Consider the following 20,988-nt stretch of genomic DNA (forward strand, 5'->3'; position numbering starts at 1 on the left):
TAAACAGCAAAAAGGAAATACCTGAAAGCCAGAGCGCTGAAGCGGCCCCCTTAGTCCGGCTGAAAATCGATGAGGCGTTGACGGCTGACCGGGGCAGCCCGCAGGGAAGCGGGCTGAGGGGACGGCCTGCAGGGATGCAGGCTCGGCACCGACCCGACAGGCAGACGGAATAAGACGAATAAATCGCGCAGCGACGATTTTCCTTGCCGGGAGCCAGGGTTGCAAGGGAGGCGGCGGTGAGCCTCCCTTGCACGTTCACAGGGGCAGAGGCCTCAGAAAAGTCATGAACATAAAGTGAACGGAACCCTGTTCCAGAGTAAAATGTTCTTCTAATACTTAACAAACAAGCATTACTGGTAACGGAACCTTATTTATGCAGCCAGAGGGAAGCATGAAACGAATAATACTGACATGTGCGGCACTGTTGCTCAGCAGCCAGGCACTGGCTGATGACTGTGCCAACGCCAATAACCAAATTGAAATGAACACCTGCGCTGCCGCGCAGTTCAAAGCGGCTGACGCAAAACTAAATGATACTTATCAGAATGCACTTAAGCGCGCCGCGCCTGCTCAGCGTGATCTGCTAAAAAAAGCGCAAGTGGCGTGGATAACTCTGCGGGATGCTGACTGCGCGTTAATCAGTTCCGGTGCGGAAGGCGGCAGCGTACAGTCGATGATTTCCAGCCAGTGTCTGATGGATAAAACCAACGAACGCGAAGCATTTCTCGCCTCGCTCCTGCAGTGTGAAGAAGGTGATTTAAGCTGCCCGTTACCGCCCGCCGGTTAACGCACGCGGATCCCCTCGATTATCATCCGCTGTACACTTTCAACCGTTTGGTTAAAAAAAGCGTCATCACGCAGCGTTGCGCCGGTCACTGCCTCTACCTGTGGGGCAAAATCAGCGTAATGCTGTGTTGAAGCCCAAATCATAAAGATCAGATGATGCGGATCGACCGGAGCCAGCTTCCCACTCTTTACCCATCCGGCAATCAGTGCGGATTTCTCATCAATCAGCGTTTTAAGATCGCCCGTCAACTCAGTCATCAGCAGCGGCGCTCCCGCCAGCATCTCCATACAAAACAGTCGGGAAGCCTGAGGATAATCGCGGGAAACTTCCAGTTTGAGACGGATATACTCTTTAATTGCCACCAGCGGCGCAAAGTCTTCACGAAAAGCCCTCAACGGTGCCAGCCAGATGTCGAGGATCTGCCGCAGAACGGCAATATACAGCACCTCTTTAGACGGGTAGTAATAGAGCAAATTGGTTTTTGACACGCCCGCCTGCTCTGCCACCTGCTCCAGACGCGTGCCATGGATCCCGTACTGGGAGAAGATATTTAATGCAGCCGTTAAAATGGCCTGACGTTTAGCACTGACGGCCTGCGAGCGTTTACCTGTTTTTTTCTCTGCGCGTTGAGCCATGCGCCCTCTCCTTGTTTTGAGGGCGTCAGCATAACAAATCACGCGGTGAATGGTTACATTAAAGCGACTCCGGCGGCGCGTCTTGCGGTATGGCTTTTTTCTTATTGAACTTCAGTTCACTGACCAGGACGCCAACAATAATAAAAGCAGCGCCTAACAAAGCCAGTAGCGGTAAGCGTTCACCGGCAAGGCGACCAAAGATCCCCGCCCACACAGGTTCTCCGGTATAGATAACCGTGGCGCGTGTCGGAGATACGCTGCGCTGTGCCCAGTTCATCGTTACCTGAATAATCGCGCTAAAAATACCCAGCCCCAGAGCAACGACCAGTAACCCTGTCGACGCTGGCGGTACGGACTCTCCCGCCGGAACCATAGCAATAAACGCCACCACTGAAGCGGTTGCCAGTTGCACCACCGTGACTCGCCGCACATCCACTTTCCCAGCCCATGCGCTGATCAGAATAATTTCTGCGGCTATCGCCACCGCGCTGGCGAGCGTGATCCACTCCCCTTCACCGAGAGCGAGTAAATTACCGCCAGGTCCGGCAAGGAATATCAGCCCAATAAATGCCAGTACAATCCCGACGCACGGCATCAGTCCCGGCATACGGCCCAGGCACAGCCACTGTAAAAGCGGCACCAGTGGTACATACATGGCGGTAATAAATGCAGACTTACTGCTGGGAATATACTGTAGCCCCCAGGTTTGCAGGCTGTAACCCAGCGCAATGGATACACCGATCGCCACACCCGCTTTTACTTCCAGCCATGTCAACCCACGTAATGTGCGTAACGACAGTAGTGCCACCGCAAGCGCCGCTGTAGCAAAGCGCACGCCAACAAAGAAGAAGGGACCACTCATCGTGACGGCATACTGCACCGCCAAAAACGTTCCACCCCAGAACATGGTGATCACAATGAGGATCGCTTCCTGGGGTTTAACGGAGAAGGAATAACGAGAAAGTAATGACATGAGACACCCAATTAACCGAATGTCATTAGTCTGCGTTGTGTTTTGTTACAGTTCAACCTTGCATACAAAAAAACCGCCGGAAGAACCGGCGGCGGTGGCGATGTAACGTCTGGCAATGAAAGCTCAGCCGTCACGATATATCTAACAGACAGCACGGCAATTACGGTTTCGTGTTGCCGTGGCTATTTTTGCCCCCTTTTTTGCCTGCCTCTGAAGCGCGTTGCGGGTCATTCTTGAAGTTGCCCCCGCTGTGCTGGCCACCTTTTCGACCTGCTTCTGATGCTCTTTCGCGGTCTTCCGCAAAATTACCGGAACCGCCTCGATGGTTTGCCATTACTGACCTCCGTCATTGATTAGACATCATATTGCATAGGTGCTGAGGAGTGATACCTCACGCAGCGTTTGGGCATTGCCCTGATTATCACTGCGTGGGATTAAGCATAGTGAAGCCTGACCAGACGACCTGCTAACGGTAATATTCTGCAACAGGATCGGTAGTAATACGAAGATAATCACAGAGCGAAATCAATAAGTCTTTCTTATGACAGCTAAAATCCACCAGCTTAAAAATGTATCATTTTGCAACAAAAACCCGTGTTATAAAAATTGTTATAAATCAAAGAAATGATTGTGAAATTTGCACTCCTGGCAGTACGTCATATCTTTAAAGGTAGGTAGCGAATCGCTACGGACACGGTTAAATCGAGGAGTAGTGTAAAATGGCAAAAGTTCTGGTGCTCTATTATTCCATGTATGGACACATTGAAACCATGGCCCATGCAGTCGCAGAAGGCGCAAACAAAGTGGATGGCGCAGAAGTTATTATTAAGCGTGTGCCAGAAACTATGCAGCCGGAAATCTTCGCTAAGGCGGGCGGTAAAACACAAAACGCACCAGTCGCAACCCCGCAGGAACTGGCTGATTACGACGCCATCATTTTCGGTACCCCCACACGCTTTGGCAACATGTCCGGTCAGATGCGTACCTTCCTGGATCAGACCGGTGGACTGTGGGCTTCTGGCGGGCTTTACGGCAAACTTGCCAGCGTATTCAGCTCGACAGGAACCGGCGGCGGTCAGGAACAAACCATTACATCGACCTGGACTACGCTTGCCCACCACGGAATGGTGATTGTTCCTATTGGATACGCCGCGCAAGAACTGTTTGATGTCTCACAAGTACGCGGCGGAACTCCGTACGGTGCCACCACGATTGCCGGAGCGGATGGCTCACGGCAGCCAAGCCAGGAAGAATTATCTATTGCCCGTTACCAGGGGGAATATGTCGCAGGCCTGGCAGTAAAACTCAACGGCTAATCTTCAACAGGAGGATTCGAATGCCAACTCAAGAAGCGAAAGCCCATCGCGTCGGCGAATGGGCAAGTCTGCGCAATACATCGCCGGAAATAGCCGAAGCCATTTTTGAAGTCGCCCACTATGACGAGAAACTGGCGGAAAAAATTTGGGAAGAAGGTAGCGACGAAGTGCTAATCAAAGCCTTTGAGAAAACTGACAAAGATTCACTCTTTTGGGGTGAACAGACTATCGAACGTAAAAACGTCTAGCGCTCTGACTCCCCCGCTTCCACGGGGGAGTTTTCTTTACTTAGCCGCCTCATTCAGCACGCTATCGAATTTATCGATGGGGCAAAATCCATTGGTATCAACCGGACAACCTTTCAGTTCCAGCGTCACGCGCTGTGCCGGGGATTTTAGCGTCAGAACTTCCGCATTACGCAACTGTTGCGAACTCTGATACACATACTCAATTTTCATCAGGTCACGGTTAGCATTGCTGTCGTGCCAGCGTTGAAAGACGATTTTCCCGCCGATCGGCGTACGTTCGTTCTGGTCGTGTAACTGGTAGGGTTTGAAATCCAGCGCCGTTAGCAGCGAGGCAATGTTTGAATCATGCCCCACCAGCACGGTAATTTTCGGCGCTTTCGTCCGTTCAGTCACCAGCGCATTGTCGATATATTTCACCAGCGGTTTAGCGACGTTCTGTGCAACTTCCGGCGAGGTGAACAGACTGTCCTGATAGCCGTTTTTCAGTTTCGACAGCACCTTCCACTGTTGGTCGGATTTAATCTCACCCCAGGCCACATCGTCCATCGGGAAGCCTTCGTAATATTGCAAAGTGAACGCATCCACCAGCGAATTACCCACCTTCAACGGTCCTGAAACACCGGGCTCCTGTTGATACTTCGCGCTGAACGTGTCTTTGGCGTCGATCAGGGAGCATTGCTGTTTTTCTTTACAGGACGGTGAGTCCTTATAGTTTGTCATTTGCTCAAGCAACTTGTAGCTGTCATTAAGCTGCATTTTGCTGCGCTCTTTTTCCATAGCCTGAACGGCCTGCTGACTAAAAGCGGCGGAATCATCAGTGATAACCGGATTAAAGGTTGGGTCCATGGTGCCCATTTTTTCCTGATGATGCACCGGAACATCACACCCAGGGAAAGCACCGGTTACGAAGAATTGTGCGGTCGCGACCGTACGCTGCAAGCTGTTAGCATAGGTATACACCGTATCAGGGGCCGGACATTCACCGGATTTCACCATCCCCTGCTCTGCCAGCCATTCACGCATGTAATGACCCATGTAGATTTCCAGCACGCCGCCTTTAGTGGTGAGTTGGCCACCCGGAACCTCCCATTGTGGCCATTGCTTTGGCGTAGACTGCTCAAGAACGCTGCCATTATTGGCTAAAGGTGCACGTAAGTTATGTCGACTCATCATCAATACTTGCTGAAGCTGATAGCCTTCCGGCGTTGTCTGCGCCTGTGCGGCGGATGACAATAAGACAACACCTGCCACGGCGGCGGCAATTAACGACTTTTTCATCCCTACGACCTCTTGTTGTTATCAATTCCTCAAGAGTGTGACAGAAATATGTCATTTTTCCGGGAACGCTTTCGCAAAACAGGAGATCTACCGCACAACTTTGATGCCAAATTCCGTCTGGAGTTTGCGGATCCCAAGCGGAGTGAAGGTGACATGGCGACTGCCCGACTGCGTTTTAATCCACTTCTGTTCGGAAAACCAACGCAGAAGCGTTGCGCCGAGCACACCGCCTGGATGGTAGCGTCGCTCACTCCAGTCCAGGCAGCCGCAGCTGAATTTTCGCCGGGATGAACCCACAGCCAGGACAATCCCCATCTCCGTCAGCATTTCCTGCCCAAGTTTGGTCAGCGTTTCGCCATCAGACGTTAGCCATTGCCGGGCAACCAGCGTATCAAAAAGCATTACCGCAACTTCACCGGCCAGATGGTCATAACAGGTTCGGGCATGCCGCAAACTCAGCGGCGTGGTAATTTTTCGTGGCGTTGATGTTGCCCATGCCACCCCCATCAAACGTTCCAGCAGTTCGGCGATCTCCGTTCCTGCGAGGCGAAAATAACGATGCCGGCCCTGAGCGAGCGCAACAACGAATCGCTGCTCGCACAGACGCGCCAGGTGCGCACTGGCGGTGGAAGCTGACACATCAGCCACAGCGCTAAGTTCGGTTGCGGTCCAGGCTCGGCCATCCATCAGGGCGCACAACATGCGCGAGCGCGATTTATCGGCCATCACTGCCGCAGTAAGCGCCATCCGCGACTCCAGCTCGCCCTCTTCATCATTGAGCATTACCGATGCCATTACTTCCCCCCACAGCCTGATCGTTGGAATTAACATGCCATGAAATCACCATAAAGTCATAGCTGGACTCACGCCGCGCGCAGCATCATTTCCACACCCAGCCCTACCAGGCAGAACAGAAAACAGTGTTTGAACACCACAGGAGAAATCAGCCGCCGCACACGGGTTCCAACCCACTGGCCCAGCAGCGCAGGAATAATGGCAAACGCCGATAAGCTCAGCGACTGAATGGGCAATGCATTGTGCCACCACAAACCCAACGCGAGAGCCAGCGTCGAAAAGGTAAAAGAGATCCCGAGCGCCTGCACCAGCTCATCTTTTTCAAACCCCAAAGACTGGATCCATGGCACAGCAGGCATAACAAAGACACCAGTGCCACCGGTCAATAAACCGGTCACAAATCCAATGACGAGGGAAAGCGGTTTTTCACGTTGCGGATCCACGGCGATTTTCTTTCCCGCCAGCGTCCAGACGGCATAGACAACCAGCGCCACGCCAAGCGCAAACTGAGTTCGGGTCGTGTTGCCCGCGGTGATCCAGACACTGGCAAGCAGAGTGGATATGACGACCATCAACAACATTGGCCACAGCCGTTGCAGCAACCTGCCTGTATTACCCCCGCCGCCAAACTGAAACACATTGCTTATCAGAGAAGGCAACAACAGCATTGCCGCAGCGGCAACCGGAGAGATGAGCGAGCCGAGGATCCCCATAGCCACCGTGGGCAACCCCATGCCGGTTACGCCTTTCACCATGCCCGCCAGCACAAACGTAGCAGCAATCATTATTACCAGGGAGGGGTCATTCGCATATACATTGGCCATTCTTCACTTTCCCGCAATAGAAGATAAGCCAGTTTGTACGCTAATAGTAATGCTTGCTTCGTCGGGCGACGAAATATGCCATCCGGTTATTCGGAGATAATCACTTCGCGACGGATATTACGCACACAATATAAGGTCCCGTCGGTAAGGTACAATTGATGAAAGCGCGTGTTATCTGGAATGTTGTGTAAAAGGGAACGCTCAGTATCAATGAACTCTTTTTGTATCCGATAATGAACTGCGTCATCGGTTTCAAAGGAGACATATTCCCGTGTGGTATACGGTTTACTTTTTAATTTTACATACACAATGTATTGCACAGTACTGAACGTCAGCCCGGTTTTTGCAGCAATCTCTTTCAGATTTAATGGTTCAGAAGACGCATAGAGAGCTTGTACCTGTTCAATGCGTTTTTGATTGTAAGCCGACACCCGCAGGCCGATTTTCAGTCGATACGCCATATTACGCACAACCGTAATATTGGTGCAAAGCATCTGCGCAATCTGCTCCGTTGTGAGAACTCCTGCGTTTTCACGCAGGACGGTCAGACTCTCTTCATTCCACCTAAATGCCATTTAGCGCTTCTCCCTGTATCGCGTTTATAGGGCTGCCAGACGCGCAAACGTAGCCTCTAACTCAGGCGGTTTCCGCATCCCCTGGTGTAATTCCAGCACGCGACCTTCCCGATCAATCAACACAGAGGTTGGCGTACCGATGACCTGATAACGCTCCTGGGAAATCTTAAGCTGATCGCGAAGTACCGGATAAGAAACCTGATGTTTCGCCAGTAAGCCATCAATCATCACCGTCTCTGGATCGGTATTCACCGCCACGACCACCACCTTATCGCCCCACTTTTTACTCAGCGCTTCCAGCGCGTCCATTTCGGCAAGACAGCCGCCACACCCCGCCGACCAAAAGTTAAGATAAACAGACTTCCCACGCCAGTGTTCAAGCCCGGATTCTCTTCCCTGCATGTCGAACGTTGCCAGCGCCGGGGCTGGCTGCCCAACCGCCAGTTTCTCTTCTTTACATCCGCTCATCAGAACCAAAACGGCGAGAATTAATACGTTAGTCCAGCGCATGTTGATTAGCCTCCTCGCCCTGATATTTGCCATGTTGCAGACGGATAATACGATCGGCAAACAACCCAAGCGCCGGATTATGTGTCACCATCACAATCGTGCGCCCCTGGCGATGCAGGTCGGTGAGCAGATCCAGTACCCGCTGTTCATTCTCCTCATCGAGGTTACCCGTGGGCTCATCGGCAAAAATCACCGGCGGCTCATTGACCAGCGCCCGGGCAATGCACACCCGTTGCTGCTCCCCTCCGGAAAGCTGACTCGGCAGGTGCGTCACGCGATGCCCAAGCCCCACCTGTTCCAGAACCTTTCTGGCCGCCGCTTCATCGACCACGCTGTGGTAGTGCTGTGCCAGCATGATATTCTCCAGCGCGGTTAAAAACGGGATCAGATGAAACTGCTGGAACACCAGCCCTATTTTTTCAGCACGAAAACGGCGCCGCCCCTCTTCATCCAGTGCGGCGGCATCAATTCCATCTAAAAACACCTGACCTTCTGTCGCGGTGTCCAGGCAGGTAAGAATATTCATCAATGTCGTTTTACCTGAACCAGACGCGCCCATAATAGCGACAAACTCGCCCTGCACTATTTGCAGGTTGATATCATCTAAGGCGGTAACATCGCCGAACCGTTTATATAAATGGCGGGTTTCAATCGCCATTGGTGGGGTCTGCATAACGGACATGGCGTTACTCTCCTTTCAACACTTTTGCGGGTTCGACACTGACCGCGCGCCGGACCGGAACAATCGCCGCCAGAATGGCGACCAGTAAAGATAACGTCAGGGTGACAGGCAGCACTGGCCAGCGTAGCGAAATTGCAGCATTGAATACGGTCAGCCCCAGCAATTGGGCCAACAGATACCCTAAGATCCACCCGCAAACCACCGCAGCCAGCGCGATAATGCAGGTTTCCAGGAGAATTTGCCGGACAATATCACCGTTGCTGGCACCCAACGCTTTTTGCAGAGCAAACTCACGGGCGCGTTCACCAACAATGGCCATCAGCGTGGTGTTCACACACAAAGAGGACAATGCAAGGATCACCACCGATACCAGCCCCATTAACCCTTTTATCTTATCCAGTACCTGTCCTTCTGAAGCAGAGACTTTCCGTATTGGACGGATCTCCAGATCCGGGTATTGAGCCTGCAAGCGGTTAGCATAGTTTTCCACCTGACCGACATCGTTGCTGACACTCATCAGCCCATGGCTGATTTTACCGGGCTGATGCAGCCACGCCTGCGCCACGTCAAGACTCACAATCAGCATGTTATCTGTCGCATCACCGGCTTCAACAATGCCTTTAATCTGTAGGTTTTTACGTTGATTGTGATCCACCAGGGTGATGCTATCGCCCGGCTGGACACTAAGACGTTCCGCCAGTTTGACGCCAATCATCGCATTACGATCGTCAAAGCTGACACCAATCCAACTCCCCTGTACCTGCCAGTACGGCACCAGCCTTTGCAAGGATTCAAACCACACGCCGACAATGACCACCTTCTCCAGTTCAGTGCGCGCCATACCGTATAGCCATGGGCTGGCTCCGTGAACCAGACCTTGTGGTGCCTGATCCAGAATGGTCTGCAACTCTTGCTGTGTCATGCTGGAGCCGTGGCCTGGCCCGATGTAGAAATTCGCGCCAAAGGTACGCAATTCTTCACTCATTTTGGTATTGATATCGAACCACACCGCAGATAGCGCGGTCACGATGGTCGCCCCCACCATCAATGCGGCAAATACCACGCTAACCCGCTGAAAGCGCAGACGCAGAGCCCGCCATACCAGTAGCCAGAGCATTGTGCGTTTAGCGGCCATACAGCACCTCCACAGGATACAGACGAGCAATGCGCCGAGCCGGGAACCAGGTGCCAATCAGGGCAATTAGTACCGCAATCACCAATACACAGGGCACTACAATCCAGGCAAAATTCAATGGCGCATCAAATAGCATCAAGCCAATCGCTTTCGCCATTCCCCATCCGGCTACGCATCCCAATGCCCCTCCGGCCAGTCCACTGGAAGCCGCTTCAAGATAGAACAACAGCATGATTTGCCACTGATGTGCTCCAAGCGCCTTCATCAGGCCGATCTCTTTAGCGCGTTCCATAATGGTGCTGGTCATCAGTGACGCAATCCCCATTGCCGAAGCTGCCAGTGCTGCGACGGTTACAACTCCCATCAGCAACTGAATTTTATCGATAACGACACCTTCAGATGCGGCAACCTGCCACACAGGACGGACTTCTGCCCCGGAAATAGCCTCCTCCAGTTGATGCGCAATAGACGAGACATAGGCCGTGCAATACCAAAGGTCGTACTCTTCAGCATTTAATGCGTCGAGATTTTCACGCGCCCGGCGCGAAAGCTCGTTTTCCGGCACCGTCAACGCCGAGACGCGAATGGCCTGCACTTTGCCTGGTAAACCGAGAAGCGTTTGCACCGTGCTCAACGGCATAACCAGTTGGTTATCTTCATCTCCGCCGCTGGAGAGGATTCCGCTGACTGTCACGGTCAATGTTGTTTTACCGTTACGTATTACCAGTTGATCGCCCGGCTTCCAGCCCGTTTGTCGTGCCAGGGCATGTCCCACCAGAGTTTGAGGGGCATCGCCTGCGGGCTCCTGCGGCCAGTCGCCAGTAACCTGCCAGAACGGGCTCACTGTTTTCTGCCCCGTCTCAAACCCTTCTTCATCTGGAATATCCACCGGCTGGCTGAAGAAGGTGCCAAGAATACGTACCTCTTTGCCATCAACGTCGACTTCACCACCGAGCATAGGGGCAAAGCCGACAATGTTGTTACGCCAGAAGATATCCTTAATGTTTGGCAGTTCCGCTTCATCAAGGAAATCCTGCCCCGATAGTGGGTTACTGTTTTCACTGAAAAGCGCAGGCAACGCCGCCTGCCCGGCGGGTTCAATCAAAATATTGGCACCGTAAGACTTCAGCTCTCTGGACATTTTATCGCCAATATCAATCGACACCGCCAGCAGTGCAGAGATCAGGCTGGATGCGAGAAATACCGTCACAATAGCCAGTCCCTTGCGTCGGAGATTGCGCCCCCAGGATTGTCGTAACATTCGCCACAGCATTGTTACTCCTCCCTCAGTTCGGCAGGTACGAACTGTTCCGGAGTGTTACGGAAGCGGTCGTAGTTTGCTTCAGACGAGAAGAACCAGGTTTTGCCACCATAGCTGTATTTGTAGTCAGCCGAGGTATTCGTCAACCGGGAACCATCAACCGGATCGGTCACATTAATGGTCATGACCGTCGAGAAGTAATTCACGCCCGCTGCCAGCTCTTTACCCGGGATCACCAGCTCTTTCTCATCATTACGCCAGTTTTCAATCGGCACCGGGTTACAACCGCCAGGTTTACCAATCGAAGGAATGAAAATGTGTACCCCGCAGGCCACGCAGATAACCTGATTCCCTTCCATCACGTAGCCCTGATCGCCACAAAGCAGACAGGCGTCAAAAACCACGCCCAAACGCAATTTGTCGGGATAGCGGTTAATCACGAAAAAACGTACAGCTTTACCGTCGTCTGCCACCCAGACAAAGCGGTGCAACTTGCCATCACGGAGTTGTTCTATCGGCAGATGTACCATGCCATCGCTGGCAAGTTGTACCGGAACTGCTTCTGATAACTGCGGCGGCTGAGATGCGACTTTTTCCCACCACAGTTGTCCGGCGATCACAACCACCGCGCATCCCAGCGTCACCAGCCAGAGACGGAACGCATTTCGACGATGCGCCAGTGCCAGTCGATGAGCAATCGGCTCATCGGTTTCACGCGTCAGGCGGATAGCACGCAGCAGCGCCGGTACCCAGCACAGCGCCAGAACAAGCAATAGAGCAGCTCCCAACCAGTTAAATAACGCCGCGTTGTTTGTCACTTTGGCCACGAAGCTCAATAGCGATTTTGCCAGCGGTAGCACCTGCAGCTTCATTAACAACAGCAGTAGATTGCCGCTTAATGGCAGCCAAATCATGACCATCAGGATCAGTGTTAACGGCCAGTAGAGCCCGCGAATACGCCGTAACAGCATGGCGCAAAGCACTCCCGCCAGGCAGAGGATCGCAAAAGCCAATAGCATTGCCGTCAGATTCAGCAGCAGGTCGGTATTTAGCACATGGGTACTGGTTAATCCGCCAAGGTTAGGATCCAGCGCCCAGTGTCGAGCCGCGCCAAACACCAGGATACCCTGCCACAGGTAGCGAATGCGGTTTGATACCCACCAGAAGCTCAACACAAACAACAGCGTGATCATCACTTCGGTGCCGACCAGCAGCAATTGCACCGGCTGCGTGCCACGGAGTGTGAGTCCCGCCAGCACGCCAACGATCAAGCCTGTGAATAAGGTCCAGACGAGTGGGCGTAAAGAAGGAGGATCGTTGCGACTCCACAGAACCCCGGAGAGCAGCGCAATGCAGAAAAAAACCTGTAGCGTCGTGACAAAAAAATAACTCATAACATCGACTCTGTACGGCGGATTGAATGATGTAACTATCCAGGTACATCGATAATGTAGAGCCTGCCCATCAAACGTTCAGGCTTGCGGTCAGTTGGGAGATGAGCAGCGCAGAACAAACCGTGGGTACATGTCGTACTTAGGGATGTGAGCACTGCCCGGTCCAAAATGGCAAATAAAGCAGCCTGATGGGAAAAGCGCTTAGTTCAGGCCAACGTATTTAAATTCATAGCTCACATCAAATGGCTTCCACCAGCGACCAACACCCGTATCACTGTCTGTGTGACGGTGCATACCTGCTTTTGACGGTGGTTCGATGTGATAGGTCACTTTGTAGTTACCCACACCCATCATTTTGATGTTCGCGCCGTAATGAGGACCATCGCTGGCGACCATCGGCATGAAGGTACCTTCTTGTTTTTCACCTGTATCACTGTTAATTAAGGTGTAACTGATGGTCAGATAAGGGATCCATTCGCCTGCGCCGAAACCATTTTTACTGCCTTCCACTGCGTGAATATCCGCCTCAAGGTGAATATCGGCTTTTGCTGCCGGTAACCCCATGCCGCGCGGCTCCATATCGATCGGCTGCAGATAGACAGCAGCCAGTTCCATCTCATTCATGGTGACAGGCTCGCCTGCCGGATACTCCTTAAAGGCAAACGCAGCCGGAGCAGTGAAAATACTGGCCATCACTGCACTGGCAATCAGGGTTTTCTTCATGGTCATCAGACATATCCTCTCGTCTTAAATAACAGCTATAGATTATTTTTTATCGTTTCCCCAGGGACTGTGCTTTTCCGCCGCATCACCCACAGCGCCACCAGCGCTGCAAGCAGCAATACGGCCTGCGGTAATAACGTTTCCATGTAGGGATAAATTCCCAACCAGCTGATTTCAGGGAAGCCGTTAATCAACGTCGGCTGGAACAGTTTGCCTTCCACCAGTTCCAGAACCCCTTTGCCCGCAAACACAAAGGCCATCAGGTACATAAAACTGCCGGTAAACATAAAGAACGGCTTCAACGGCAGGCGTACTACCGAGTAGCGCATGAGCAGCCAGGCGGCCAGCAGAACAACACAGCCGATAACAAAACCTGCAGCAATCGCCATATGCCCGGAAACATCATTCGCATCCCCGACCAGGGCGTAGTAAAACAGCACGGTTTCCGCCCCTTCGCGATAAACAGCCAGGAAGCTGGTCAGCCACAGTCCAACCAGTGAACCACGGGAAAGTGAGTGGGACAGCTTTCCTTCCAGCCAGGCTTTCCAGTGGCGTGCTTCGACCTTAGACAGTAACCAGTAGCTCATGAAGAACAGCATGACGACGGCAATCAGCATCGTTATGCCTTCGAGCAATTCACGACTGGCGCCAGAATTAGTGAACAGAAGCTGGAATATCACAGCGGTAATGACGCTGGCGATCAGCGCGACAATCACCGACTGACGAATAAGCGGTAACTTATCCTGGTGATTGTTTTTCACCATATAGGCCACGATAGCCGCCACAATAAGCAGTGCTTCCAGCCCTTCGCGAACAATGATCATCAGGCTATAGAGCAGCAGGCTCCACTGGGTCTCTTCGCCTTCTCCCAACATCGCCACCGCTTTTTGTAGATCCTGCTCCAGTGCGCTGGCTTCTGCGTTGAGCCTTTCCACTGGCTGACCCGCTTTCATCAGGCTAACCAGACGCGTAAAGTAAGCCTCCAGCGTGGTTTTAAACGCTGAGTCACGGGAGCCAATTTTGTTTTCCATACCGCTGGCTTCAAAGCGGTCAAAGTAACTGTCCTGCACATCCAGAATGGCATTCTTCGCATCGCCCCCTTGATAGCGGGCAATCGCTTCCTGAATACTTTGATTGATACCCATCGACACCGCAGCCCAGTCTGCGCGCGCTTTGTCATCCTCTGCCGCTGGAGCGTTACCCGTATTTTGCGACGCTGCAACCTGCTGTTCGTCACGGGTAGTGGGCAGACCGGGCAGAAGATCCTCAATATCCTGTAACAACGTTGTGACCTGATAAGAAACATCATTGAGGTGATCCGGCTGCGCGGTGAGCGCAATCAGCGCAGAAAATTGCTGATTAATCGCTGCTGCGTCTTTTGCCGATCGATTCTGTCTGATCGACATTTCCATCTCTGAGTTTTTAAAACCCTGATAGTGCGCCTGTTGAACGTGCTGGCTGGCAACGCTGAGATTCCCGGCCTGATAGTTATTTACTGCCTGGGCCAGCAAATCGTCGATAGTGCGGAAACTCTCTTGCCAGTGTACGGCGATATCGGTTCTGGAAAACGCATTGTGCTGCTCTTCGGCAACCAGGCGATGCCCGCCATCCAGCACAGGTTCAACTTCACGCAGCGATGCCTTCAGCCAGTCGATTTTAGCCTGCACGTCAGAGAGAGATTTTTTTTCGCCAATCATGCGACGGATCTCACCGAAAGCGCTTTCCATCTCATAACTCTTGCTGGCGGAAATGTTGATACGAATCGGACCTTCAAGGTTTTCGAATACCTCAAAGTAGGCCATTTGCACCGTGCGACGCGCTTCATCAGTTTGCTGTTGAGAGTAAAGTTCTGCCGTTTTATCAAGACGTTGCTCGATATCCTCAATAAACGGGGCATAGTTTGTTGCAGCCCATACGTGAAGGCTTACAAGCAAGCCACACAAAGTGAACAGCAGGAAAGAGCAGAACTTACGCACGGTACGCATCCCGTAAAATACAAATGATAATTATTATCATTATCGATTTTTGACTGCGTTGTACATGACCTGGATCATAAAAATGTCAACGGGTGACAAGTTATGTAAATTTATTTCATAAAAATGTGATGGATACGAAGTTGAGGCTGGCAGGATTTATTAATGAAGCCGTTAATTCAGGAGTATTTATACACCGTGCAGAATAGCGTTCCCCCATACTCGCTGACACAAATGAAGCCGACAGCGGGCATGAGGGAAAACGTTATTTAAAACAAAAAGTGTCAGGGCATCATTATATCAGGATCACGAGTAATACGTTGTAGAAAACGACCATAACCCTGTTCGCCTGTCCAGTAGTTAATACTTTTCTCTACACCCGTCGATGTCAGAGTCGCACCAGAAATACCATCTACCGTATATTCATCGATATGCTCTGGTTTTTCCTGAATTATTCTCAGCGCCGGCTTCCCGTTATTATCAACCACTTTTTTACCCGGCCATTGTTTACGCCAGTTCTCATCTTCCACTCTGGCCCCCAAAAAAGGAGTTTCCCGCTGCTGGTAGTAATACAGGTTTTTAACTGTACGCCCGTCAAGGTCAAGAGCAAGGAAGGCGTGCATCATAGACTTCGCCCCCTTACCGAAAACAGGAATTATAATTTGTTGAATTTTATTGTTTTTATTTTTCACCAGATAGACATCTGCAATTACGCAGCGCTGGTGGATCCTGGCGGGATCATGCTCCGGAGCGAGCTTCTTACATCTTTGCGTTATGGCATCGTCAGCTACCCACTCCCCGGAATCCAGATTGACCTTTCGCGCTAAAATATAACGTTGAAATAAATTATTTATAGTTTTTTCATCCTGTGCATCTGATTTTAGCAAGCCCGCAGCATGCAGAATGGCGGCATTTTTCTCTTCACTGGTCGGTTCGGTGACTTCCCCCTGGAACACCATAAACCAGGCAATAGCGGCAATAAAAATAAGGACACAAAACACCATCATTGATGCAACAATAACTTTACCCTTGTGCATTCTTCTATAATCCCTGTAAGAAATAAGATATTTAAAACGCCTTCAGGTATGCCATTACCTTTGTAGATTTGCAACTACAGAAGCGATGAAAACTATATAATCATTTCGATATAGCTTTGGGCTTTAATATCAGAACAACATGTTTTTACTGCCATTTTATCGTATAAAAAATGCCGGGTTTCCCCGGCACAAAAATCACCACGTTTTCGCCCACCACAGCCGTATCTTCATCCCCCAGTAGCTGGTCCAGCCACTGGTTGTCGATACCACACGACCTTGCGACATCACCACTAGCGTGGGAGTGACGCTAATATCCCAACTGCGGGATATTGTGCCCTCAGCATCGTTAATAACCGGAAATGCCACACCTTTGCGCGACAGCCAGTGAGCAACATCCGCTTCGCTGCCGGAACGTAGCGCGATGGTCATAATGTTTTCCCCTTCTGATCGCAGCCTGGCGACTTCCGGCGTGGTGAAGCGACACACACCACACCAGCTTGCCCAGAAATAGATCAGCACCGGCTCCTCATTACTGAGTGCGGCGAGGGTGACGGTTTCGCCATCCAGCGTCTGCAAAGGCGTACTGTCAAACGATGCTGGCAGTTGAGGCGCGCGCCATACATCCATCAGCAGCATCGCCCCGGCTAACAACGCCAGTAAGATCAGCCCTTCGCGCAGCCAACGACGCAGTTTACCGCTCATTGGCAGCCGCCAGTTTTTCTTTGACCACTTCTTCAAGCGTTTCCCACGACACAGCGCCTGGTATAAGCTCATCACCAATTATCGTAGCCGGCGTTCCCCGCACACCCACCAGCCGCGCCAGTTGCAGGTTAGTGCTCAGTGTCTCTGAACTTTTATCATCCAGATTTACCGGAGTGGCTGCGGCTTTTTCCTGCGCCTGCTTAATACTGGCAGCCGTGTGGTAGCCCCTCTTCTGCATCAGTTTTTCATGCAGCGCCAGAAACTGCTGCGGATGCTCGCGCCACGTTGTCAGCGCAGTCCGCGCCGACAGTACGGAGCTTTCCCCTTTAAACGGCAGCGGTTTAATCACCACCGCCACGTCAGGATACTTTTGCACAATTTTTTCCAGCATAGGATCCAGTTGCTTGCAGTACGGACAGTTGTAATCGGTGAAGTTTATCAGCGTCAGTTTCGCCTGCTTTGTACCAATACGCGGGCTGTCAGGATCGTTAAACAGCGCTTCCTGAATGAGCGCTTCAATTTGCTTTTCCTGTTCCGGTGTAAACGGTGCAGGCTCTTTCGCTACGCTGACGGTTGAAAACAAGGCTAACAGCAAAACAATCAGGATCTTCATGGATTGACTCCTTTGGCATCTGCCAGTGTTTTTAACACCGCCTCGCGGGTTAACAATGTTGGCAACGCCTGACCTTCCGGCAAACCGGGGCCATAAATTTGGTTAAACGGCACAGCAACCTGGCCACGTTTTTTCAGAAATGCGGTGATGGCTTCAGAAGGCAGCGTCCAGTCGCCGCGTAACGCCACTACATCAGGCTGTTGCAGTGCGGCCTGGACGTCTTCTTTATGCAATACGTTGTATTTATTTACCTTACAGGTAATGCACCAGTCGGCGGTTACATCAACGACTACGCGCTTATGTTGGGCAAGCGCATCGTCGATGGCCTGCTCGCTAAGCGGTTGCCAGTTCACACTCTCTTTCACTGCACTTTGTGTGAAAACACCCAGATGCGGGAGCAGTAACGTTGCCAGCCAGATAGCAGAGCCGAGCATCATCCCCCCCAGAAGACGTCGCAGGATGTTCATCCAGCGCCCCGGACGTGGTAACCGCAATGCCAGACCCGGTCGGAGAGCCACCAACAGCCATGGCAAGCTCATGCCCAGCCCCAGTGCGAGAAAAAGTCCCCATAGCGTTGGAAGTGAAGCCGTAAGCGCCACCGCTACCGCGGTCCCGAGAAACGGTGCACTGCACGGCGTGGCGAGCAGCGTAGCAAAAGCGCCCTGCCAGAAATGCCCTGCCAGACCGTTGCCACCGCGAGTAGCCAGCGTGGTTGTCATTGTGGAAGGAAGCCGGAATTCAAACAATCCGAACAGACTGGCGCTAAACGCCAGCATTACCAGCACCATAACGCCAATAAACCACGGGCTCTGGAACTGGATCCCCCAGCCGAGTGCCTGATTGGTCATACGCAGTACCGTCATCAGCAATGCCAGGGCCATAAATGAGACCAGAATTCCGGCCACCGACGCCAGAAACTGACGGCGAACCTGACGACGACTTTTCTCTTCGACAAGCAAAATTGAACCCAGCTTCATGCCCAAAACCGGTAGCACACAGGGCATCAGATTCAGGATCAGACCACCCAGCAACGCCATCGCAACCACCTGCCACATCGCAGGCGCAGCGGTATCCACAGCCGGAGCATCTCCAATAGCAAGTCGACTTTCCTGCGCAACGCCATTATCGGCCAGGACCAGCGTGACCAACTTGCCGCGTAAATCCGGCGCGCCTTCTCCCCAACTGTCATGGACAGGTACTGTCGCCAGCAGCGTGTCTCCATCAATGCGGATTTGCGGCATACCGAAATCCACATCATCGACGGTATCCAGATAAAGCCCGGGCTTGGACCAGCCTCCCGCGCGGTGCGCTTCGACCACCAACTCTCCAGCCCGCGCCCCTGCGCTGAGCGTATCTGTCAGGCCGCTGGCAAGCGGGATCTGCCCCATTGCCTGGGCATAATCATGCGCAAATGTCGGATCCTGAACAGAAGGTGTTACGGAAAAAGGAAAATCCGTCAGCAGGCATACATTGCTGCACGTTGATAGCGTCAATACGCCATTGATCGTGGCTGGTAGCGTACCGTGTACCACCATCGGGAATGTCACCTTATCGTGATACCCCTGGGTAGTGATATTGGCGACCTCAAAGCGCGCAGGCGTTGGCCAGAACCAATCCACTGCGGGCATTTCACCTTTCCAGGTGACAGATGGCGCGACACCGCCCTCTCCCGGCGAACGCCAGTAGGTTTTCCAGCCATCTTCCAGCTTCACATCCAGCAGTAGACGGGCTTGCCCTTCAGCAGATGTATCGGCACGCAGCCGGACGCTGGCATGGTCGTTATCGGGTGAACGCAGCCAGCCGATGTCAGCCGCCCAGGATACGGGCAGCCATAGCAATAACAGACAGAACAGCGCCTGCCTGAAAACAGTCATCATATTTTTTCTCCGTGAATAATTATCTAACAGTCAGCAACAACGGTTTGGTCATTCACGGAAGACACAGAATCTGAGATGAACCCTAAGCGTGGGCGGCGAGATGGCTCGCGGTGGGAAAAAAGGCAGACGAAAAGCCCGCACTGGCGCTAACAGCGACAGAAGCAGGCATAGCACCAGAATCGCCCCTTCAAACAGCACAGGCGGCGACGCCAGTAACGACTTCGCGCTCAATTCACAAGGGGTAACGGGTGAGGCGTCATCGGTATCCGTTTGCGCGCTCGCGACGACAGCAGTGACGGCGGTATTCATCTGCAACGCATGCAGACCCGCCATGCGTTGCGCGGTGCAAACTATCACCACAACACATGCCAGGCAGAGGAACCACCATCCCATCCGTTGACGTTTCGCCATTATACCCTCACTGATTGACGCGAGTTATCTTAGCCACTGGTGAGGTTTTGGCAACCTTTACGCTGTAAAGTTATGTCGGTACCGGAGATTAACATCTGCTGTTCATTATCACACCCGGCCACGAAATAATAATCAATGCCAGCAATAATTTCACAATCAAAAATGACACCTCTAATAAAACAACATGAAAATATCACCACAGGTATTATTCATTATTTTCGAGGCATCTCCGAGAAAACCCCGTGACAGATTATAAGAAAATATTAAAAATGTACTTTCGCATATTGATGCGTAAATGAAAGTAAGGACTGGAGCATTTCCTCAATAAAAACAATATTATAATTAAACGGACTAATATCTTGTCCATTATAAAAACGCTTTGTTTGTTAAATGTTATTCAGAGTATATGGAAATGAAAAAATATTTATTACCCCTGATCGGCTTACTTTTTACCGTTAGCACTCAAGCCGCATCATTTACCGATGGCAAGCAGTTCATCTCACTGGAGAAACCCGTACCTGCAGCACCAGCAGCACTGAAGTTTTTCTCCTTCTATTGCCCCTCCTGCTATCAGTATGATGAAGTTTTCAAAGTGACTGATAACGTGAAAAAAGTCTTGCCCGCTGATGTCAAACTCACCGAGTATCATGTCGACTTTTTAGGTCCTCTGGGACCAGACATGACGCATGCCTGGTCAGTTGCCATGTTGTTAAACGTGGAAGATAAAGTCAAACCTTTACTGTTTGATGCCGTTCAGAAAAAACAAACCATTAAAACAGCGGACGATATTCGCAATATATTTATCAACGCCGGTGTGAGTGCCAGTGATTATGACGCAGCATGGAATAGTTTTGCCGTGAAATCATTGACCGCCAAACAACAAGAGCTGGCTAAAGCTGTAGATTTAAAAGGCGTACCCGCAATCTTTATCAAGGGTAAATATATGATTAATCCTAAAGGATTAAATTCAGATGACGTAAATTCTTTTGTGCAGAGCTACGCTGACACTGTCCAGTATCTTATTTCCCGCCCCTGATGTTGAGTTAATACCATTATACGCACCACACAACAGGCTCCAGCCCCTCTCTGGTGACTGTTGGTGGTGTAATGCCTGTTCCTTGTCATATCGTCTTCTCCTCCTTTCATGTCATGGTTGGCATTCACCCTTATGAGGATTACCCTAAACTTATTGGTAGATGCCTTTCCCCAGAGGTATCCTTCTTCTATGTGTTGATTTAC

The 20,988-nt window shown here is 51.6% G+C and carries 23 protein-coding genes; 4 read left to right on the forward strand and 19 right to left on the reverse strand.

The genetic code is table 11. The features are described from left to right. Positions 1 to 391 precede the first annotated feature (391 nt). A complete protein-coding gene (locus OH663_RS20265; protein ID WP_048222731.1) occupies positions 392 to 787 on the forward strand; it encodes a lysozyme inhibitor LprI family protein in 396 nt (131 codons plus the stop codon). Here the strand turns inward: OH663_RS20265 and rutR are convergent. From rutR to OH663_RS20280, 3 genes are all read right to left on the reverse strand, one after another. Continuing rightward, positions 784 to 1,422, reverse strand: coding sequence for an HTH-type transcriptional regulator RutR (gene rutR / locus OH663_RS20270; protein ID WP_200011929.1), 639 nt, complete (start codon positions 1,420 to 1,422; stop codon positions 784 to 786). The two genes, OH663_RS20265 and rutR, sit on opposite strands and share 4 nt — an antisense overlap. A 58-nt stretch (positions 1,423 to 1,480) precedes the next feature. Beyond that, positions 1,481 to 2,395 (reverse strand): DMT family transporter, encoded by a 915-nt coding sequence (locus OH663_RS20275; protein WP_045441512.1) that lies wholly within the window; start codon positions 2,393 to 2,395, stop codon positions 1,481 to 1,483. 160 nt (positions 2,396 to 2,555) lie between these two features. After that, positions 2,556 to 2,729, reverse strand: coding sequence for a con-10 family general stress protein (locus OH663_RS20280; RefSeq protein ID WP_045441510.1), 174 nt, complete (start codon positions 2,727 to 2,729; stop codon positions 2,556 to 2,558). A gap of 385 nt (positions 2,730 to 3,114) precedes the next feature. On the opposite strand from OH663_RS20280, the gene wrbA reads away from it, so the two are divergent. Together wrbA and OH663_RS20290 are read left to right on the forward strand one after the other, a co-directional pair. After that, the gene (gene wrbA, locus OH663_RS20285) at positions 3,115 to 3,711 is read left to right on the forward strand and encodes an NAD(P)H:quinone oxidoreductase (protein ID WP_045441508.1); all 597 of its coding nucleotides are present in this window, start codon (positions 3,115 to 3,117) and stop codon (positions 3,709 to 3,711) included. 20 nt (positions 3,712 to 3,731) lie between these two features. Next, positions 3,732 to 3,959, forward strand: a complete 228-nt coding sequence (locus OH663_RS20290; protein WP_003036015.1) for a YccJ family protein — start codon at positions 3,732 to 3,734, stop codon at positions 3,957 to 3,959. 36 nt (positions 3,960 to 3,995) lie between these two features. Here OH663_RS20290 and agp read toward each other — a convergent pair whose 3' ends face one another. The 16 genes from agp to OH663_RS20370 form a co-directional block, all read right to left on the reverse strand. Further along, positions 3,996 to 5,237, reverse strand: coding sequence for a bifunctional glucose-1-phosphatase/inositol phosphatase (gene agp / locus OH663_RS20295; RefSeq protein WP_045441506.1), 1,242 nt, complete (start codon positions 5,235 to 5,237; stop codon positions 3,996 to 3,998). 87 nt (positions 5,238 to 5,324) lie between these two features. Continuing rightward, on the reverse strand, positions 5,325 to 6,032 hold the full coding sequence (locus tag OH663_RS20300; protein WP_045441504.1) for an ArsR/SmtB family transcription factor: 708 nt from the start codon (positions 6,030 to 6,032) through the stop codon (positions 5,325 to 5,327). A 68-nt stretch (positions 6,033 to 6,100) separates the two neighbouring features. Next, positions 6,101 to 6,856: a sulfite exporter TauE/SafE family protein gene (locus tag OH663_RS20305; protein WP_045441502.1), complete on the reverse strand. Its 756-nt coding sequence runs from the start codon at positions 6,854 to 6,856 to the stop codon at positions 6,101 to 6,103. Between the two features lie 86 nt (positions 6,857 to 6,942). Next, on the reverse strand, positions 6,943 to 7,431 hold the full coding sequence (locus tag OH663_RS20310) for a hypothetical protein (RefSeq protein ID WP_045441500.1): 489 nt from the start codon (positions 7,429 to 7,431) through the stop codon (positions 6,943 to 6,945). 24 nt (positions 7,432 to 7,455) lie between these two features. After that, positions 7,456 to 7,941: a TlpA family protein disulfide reductase gene (locus tag OH663_RS20315; RefSeq protein WP_200011930.1), complete on the reverse strand. Its 486-nt coding sequence runs from the start codon at positions 7,939 to 7,941 to the stop codon at positions 7,456 to 7,458. Beyond that, positions 7,928 to 8,623, reverse strand: coding sequence for an ABC transporter ATP-binding protein (locus tag OH663_RS20320; protein WP_045441496.1), 696 nt, complete (start codon positions 8,621 to 8,623; stop codon positions 7,928 to 7,930). Before OH663_RS20320 ends, OH663_RS20315 begins: the two co-directional genes overlap by 14 nt. A gap of 4 nt (positions 8,624 to 8,627) precedes the next feature. Then, complete coding sequence (locus OH663_RS20325; protein WP_045441495.1) at positions 8,628 to 9,758, reverse strand: ABC transporter permease; 1,131 nt, start codon at positions 9,756 to 9,758, stop codon at positions 8,628 to 8,630. Then, the gene (locus OH663_RS20330; RefSeq protein ID WP_200011931.1) at positions 9,748 to 11,031 is read right to left on the reverse strand and encodes an ABC transporter permease; all 1,284 of its coding nucleotides are present in this window, start codon (positions 11,029 to 11,031) and stop codon (positions 9,748 to 9,750) included. Before OH663_RS20330 ends, OH663_RS20325 begins: the two co-directional genes overlap by 11 nt. Positions 11,032 to 11,033: 2 nt before the next feature. Beyond that, entirely contained in the window at positions 11,034 to 12,413 is a 1,380-nt protein-coding gene (locus tag OH663_RS20335; RefSeq protein ID WP_200011933.1) for a Fe-S-containing protein, read from the reverse strand. Positions 12,414 to 12,614: 201 nt separating this feature from the next. Next, positions 12,615 to 13,142, reverse strand: coding sequence for an iron transporter (locus OH663_RS20340; RefSeq protein WP_045441492.1), 528 nt, complete (start codon positions 13,140 to 13,142; stop codon positions 12,615 to 12,617). Positions 13,143 to 13,171: 29 nt separating this feature from the next. After that, entirely contained in the window at positions 13,172 to 15,121 is a 1,950-nt protein-coding gene (locus OH663_RS20345; RefSeq protein ID WP_048221687.1) for an FTR1 family iron permease, read from the reverse strand. Positions 15,122 to 15,393: 272 nt separating this feature from the next. Further along, positions 15,394 to 16,146, reverse strand: a complete 753-nt coding sequence (gene nqrC / locus OH663_RS20350; protein ID WP_200011935.1) for an NADH:ubiquinone reductase (Na(+)-transporting) subunit C — start codon at positions 16,144 to 16,146, stop codon at positions 15,394 to 15,396. A 195-nt stretch (positions 16,147 to 16,341) separates the two neighbouring features. Continuing rightward, positions 16,342 to 16,848, reverse strand: a complete 507-nt coding sequence (locus OH663_RS20355) for a protein disulfide oxidoreductase (protein ID WP_045441489.1) — start codon at positions 16,846 to 16,848, stop codon at positions 16,342 to 16,344. Next, complete coding sequence (locus tag OH663_RS20360) at positions 16,838 to 17,461, reverse strand: DsbA family protein (protein WP_048221688.1); 624 nt, start codon at positions 17,459 to 17,461, stop codon at positions 16,838 to 16,840. The genes OH663_RS20355 and OH663_RS20360 overlap by 11 nt, the downstream gene beginning before the upstream one ends. Further along, positions 17,458 to 19,338, reverse strand: a complete 1,881-nt coding sequence (locus tag OH663_RS20365; RefSeq protein WP_200011938.1) for a protein-disulfide reductase DsbD family protein — start codon at positions 19,336 to 19,338, stop codon at positions 17,458 to 17,460. Before OH663_RS20365 ends, OH663_RS20360 begins: the two co-directional genes overlap by 4 nt. 48 nt (positions 19,339 to 19,386) lie before the next feature. After that, the gene (locus OH663_RS20370) at positions 19,387 to 19,749 is read right to left on the reverse strand and encodes a copper resistance protein (protein ID WP_200011941.1); all 363 of its coding nucleotides are present in this window, start codon (positions 19,747 to 19,749) and stop codon (positions 19,387 to 19,389) included. A 412-nt stretch (positions 19,750 to 20,161) separates the two neighbouring features. Here OH663_RS20370 and dsbA point away from each other — a divergent pair, with 412 nt between their 5' ends. Continuing rightward, the gene (gene dsbA, locus OH663_RS20375) at positions 20,162 to 20,785 is read left to right on the forward strand and encodes a thiol:disulfide interchange protein DsbA (protein ID WP_045441485.1); all 624 of its coding nucleotides are present in this window, start codon (positions 20,162 to 20,164) and stop codon (positions 20,783 to 20,785) included. Positions 20,786 to 20,988 lie beyond the last annotated feature (203 nt).

Origin of the sequence: Citrobacter sp. Marseille-Q5395 (assembly GCF_947057495.1) — a bacterium.
GTDB classification, from domain to species: Bacteria; Pseudomonadota; Gammaproteobacteria; order Enterobacterales; family Enterobacteriaceae; genus Citrobacter; species Citrobacter murliniae.

Excerpts from the sequence above, each read along its gene's own strand:
- OH663_RS20265 (WP_048222731.1), top strand. The coding sequence starts at position 392 with ATGAAACGAATAATACTGACATGTGCGGCACTGTTGCTCAGCAGCCAG.
- rutR (WP_200011929.1), bottom strand. The coding sequence starts at position 1,422 with ATGGCTCAACGCGCAGAGAAAAAAACAGGTAAACGCTCGCAGGCCGTC.
- OH663_RS20275 (WP_045441512.1), bottom strand. The coding sequence starts at position 2,395 with ATGTCATTACTTTCTCGTTATTCCTTCTCCGTTAAACCCCAGGAAGCG.
- OH663_RS20280 (WP_045441510.1), bottom strand. The coding sequence starts at position 2,729 with ATGGCAAACCATCGAGGCGGTTCCGGTAATTTTGCGGAAGACCGCGAA.
- wrbA (WP_045441508.1), top strand. The coding sequence starts at position 3,115 with ATGGCAAAAGTTCTGGTGCTCTATTATTCCATGTATGGACACATTGAA.
- OH663_RS20290 (WP_003036015.1), top strand. The coding sequence starts at position 3,732 with ATGCCAACTCAAGAAGCGAAAGCCCATCGCGTCGGCGAATGGGCAAGT.
- agp (WP_045441506.1), bottom strand. The coding sequence starts at position 5,237 with ATGAAAAAGTCGTTAATTGCCGCCGCCGTGGCAGGTGTTGTCTTATTG.
- OH663_RS20300 (WP_045441504.1), bottom strand. The coding sequence starts at position 6,032 with ATGGCATCGGTAATGCTCAATGATGAAGAGGGCGAGCTGGAGTCGCGG.
- OH663_RS20305 (WP_045441502.1), bottom strand. The coding sequence starts at position 6,856 with ATGGCCAATGTATATGCGAATGACCCCTCCCTGGTAATAATGATTGCT.
- OH663_RS20310 (WP_045441500.1), bottom strand. The coding sequence starts at position 7,431 with ATGGCATTTAGGTGGAATGAAGAGAGTCTGACCGTCCTGCGTGAAAAC.
- OH663_RS20315 (WP_200011930.1), bottom strand. The coding sequence starts at position 7,941 with ATGCGCTGGACTAACGTATTAATTCTCGCCGTTTTGGTTCTGATGAGC.
- OH663_RS20320 (WP_045441496.1), bottom strand. The coding sequence starts at position 8,623 with ATGTCCGTTATGCAGACCCCACCAATGGCGATTGAAACCCGCCATTTA.
- OH663_RS20325 (WP_045441495.1), bottom strand. The coding sequence starts at position 9,758 with ATGGCCGCTAAACGCACAATGCTCTGGCTACTGGTATGGCGGGCTCTG.
- OH663_RS20330 (WP_200011931.1), bottom strand. The coding sequence starts at position 11,031 with ATGCTGTGGCGAATGTTACGACAATCCTGGGGGCGCAATCTCCGACGC.
- OH663_RS20335 (WP_200011933.1), bottom strand. The coding sequence starts at position 12,413 with ATGAGTTATTTTTTTGTCACGACGCTACAGGTTTTTTTCTGCATTGCG.
- OH663_RS20340 (WP_045441492.1), bottom strand. The coding sequence starts at position 13,142 with ATGACCATGAAGAAAACCCTGATTGCCAGTGCAGTGATGGCCAGTATT.
- OH663_RS20345 (WP_048221687.1), bottom strand. The coding sequence starts at position 15,121 with ATGCGTACCGTGCGTAAGTTCTGCTCTTTCCTGCTGTTCACTTTGTGT.
- nqrC (WP_200011935.1), bottom strand. The coding sequence starts at position 16,146 with ATGCACAAGGGTAAAGTTATTGTTGCATCAATGATGGTGTTTTGTGTC.
- OH663_RS20355 (WP_045441489.1), bottom strand. The coding sequence starts at position 16,848 with ATGAGCGGTAAACTGCGTCGTTGGCTGCGCGAAGGGCTGATCTTACTG.
- OH663_RS20360 (WP_048221688.1), bottom strand. The coding sequence starts at position 17,461 with ATGAAGATCCTGATTGTTTTGCTGTTAGCCTTGTTTTCAACCGTCAGC.
- OH663_RS20365 (WP_200011938.1), bottom strand. The coding sequence starts at position 19,338 with ATGATGACTGTTTTCAGGCAGGCGCTGTTCTGTCTGTTATTGCTATGG.
- OH663_RS20370 (WP_200011941.1), bottom strand. The coding sequence starts at position 19,749 with ATGGCGAAACGTCAACGGATGGGATGGTGGTTCCTCTGCCTGGCATGT.
- dsbA (WP_045441485.1), top strand. The coding sequence starts at position 20,162 with ATGAAAAAATATTTATTACCCCTGATCGGCTTACTTTTTACCGTTAGC.